2 protein-coding genes are annotated in these 1,723 nt (G+C 46.9%); both read left to right on the top strand.

From position 1 onward, the window contains the following. Nucleotides 1-802: 802 nt before the first annotated feature. Entirely contained in the window at nucleotides 803-1,183 is a 381-nt protein-coding gene (locus WMO64_RS16965; protein WP_349232758.1) for a type II toxin-antitoxin system PemK/MazF family toxin, read from the top strand. Nucleotides 1,184-1,214: 31 nt separating this feature from the next. Beyond that, the gene (locus WMO64_RS16970; RefSeq protein ID WP_349232759.1) at nucleotides 1,215-1,349 is read left to right on the top strand and encodes a hypothetical protein; all 135 of its coding nucleotides are present in this window, start codon (nucleotides 1,215-1,217) and stop codon (nucleotides 1,347-1,349) included. Nucleotides 1,350-1,723 lie beyond the last annotated feature (374 nt).

Consider the following 1,723-nt stretch of genomic DNA (forward strand, 5'->3'; position numbering starts at 1 on the left):
AATGGCTCTTTTTATTTGCCATTGGGGTGCTCACTTTTTGAGTACCATTTGCTACATTTTCATTTTACCGAAAACACCCCTGGAGAGGACTCGAACCTCCGGTCTACCGCTTAGGAGATGGCCCCAAGCGACATAAGCACTATCAAGCGAGTATAAAAAAGCCAAGAGAAATCAAGGCTTTTCTCCAAGTCAGGTGTAAATCTGGTACAAGCAAAATCAAGCCAAAATAAAGGGGTTTTACCCCCTCTTGTTGGCAGGATGTTAGCAAAATCAAGGCTTAATAGCGTGTGCTTTGAGTTCGATTTCTCTCGGAGCAAACTCAAATTATGCTGCGTGAGTATCTACTTGGTCTGTCACTTATTGAGTATACTATCATACATAGTGCCCCATTACAAGAGATGTGTGGGGCAAGAAAAGTGCCTGTTTTATCTCTCAGTCGAGAGGTAAAGCAGGCGCTTTTTTTCATTTGCTGTGAGAGGAGTTTGCGTTGCTTGGCTTTATATCAGGCTGTAATACACCAGTTGGTTTCTGGTCATGGCATGATGAAGCGGAGCGCCCTCTTATAGCTGTAGTCCGAGCGTGCTAACAGCCGTCGCAGGCCATGGGTAAGACCGTATGGAAAGGAGGTGAAAGTCCTGGTTAGCAGTGTAGCCTACTGTGGCTTGATGATTACCCGAATCCCTGGGGTGTCGTGGACAAATAAGGGATAAAAACAGGCACTTATTGAAGGAGGTTCTGCTTTGAAAGGTGGAACCTCCTTCTTACATAGGAATTATCATGTAAGACATAGGAGGATAAAGAAATGAACGAAGATTGGGTATTCAAACGCGGGGATCTTTATTATGCGAATTTGAACCCCTATTTTGGCTCGGAGCAAGGTGGCACACGCCCGGTTCTGGTGCTTCAGAACAATATGGGCAACTTCTTTTGTCCCACCTTGATTGTCGCGCCGCTCACCAGCAAATGGATCAAGAAGAAGGAACTCCCGGTTCACTATACTCTGGAAAGCGTTCAAGAGCTGGGCCAGAAATCGGTTGTCCTGTTAGAACAAATCAAAACGATTGATAAGCGGCGCATTTTATCCTACATTGGGAAAGTATCCCGAGAGGAAATACGCGCCGTAGATGAAGCTCTGCAAGTCAGCCTGGACATCCATATCCCGGAAGAAATGGAGGCACCATGAGCTGGCTTTTCTTTCTATAAGGAGGCATACCATGTTTGAAGAAAAAATCGCGGCATTGAACCGCGCAAATGAGCAAAGTGCTGTTTGTTATGAAAAACGCACTTATGTAAAGGGACGAGATATCGCTTCTCGCCCAATAAAGCCGCTAAGGGCTAAATCTCAATGACTATGTTATTCCCACATTTGTCCTCGACGCCCCTGGGAACTGGCAGACGCTCTGGCCTGCCGGGAATACATTCAGGCGTCTGGCTGCTACCAGATCCATGGGACTCTCACCCCTCCGTGGTACTCACCGAGCTGCGTACAGAAGTATCATTATGCTGTGATGGATCATCGCTGATATACCGGGAGCAACCCGGTACTTACAGGCCGGTTTGCACGTCTGACGCCGAATGGTGACTTGCGTGCTCTGCCGCTGATGTGGCTCCCCATCACAGGGTTGTGCCTGAAGAATGATATACACTTTTCAACGCCTCATGAAATGCCATCACAGCTGAGAATGAAAATATAGTCTGTGCGTTAACCGAAGGATTTGCTAAA

It is taken from the genome of Pseudoflavonifractor intestinihominis (genome assembly GCF_040096055.1).
Classification (GTDB): Bacteria; Bacillota; Clostridia; order Oscillospirales; family Oscillospiraceae; genus Pseudoflavonifractor; species Pseudoflavonifractor intestinihominis.

Excerpts from the sequence above, each read along its gene's own strand:
- WMO64_RS16965 (WP_349232758.1), top strand. The coding sequence starts at position 803 with ATGAACGAAGATTGGGTATTCAAACGCGGGGATCTTTATTATGCGAAT.
- WMO64_RS16970 (WP_349232759.1), top strand. The coding sequence starts at position 1,215 with ATGTTTGAAGAAAAAATCGCGGCATTGAACCGCGCAAATGAGCAAAGT.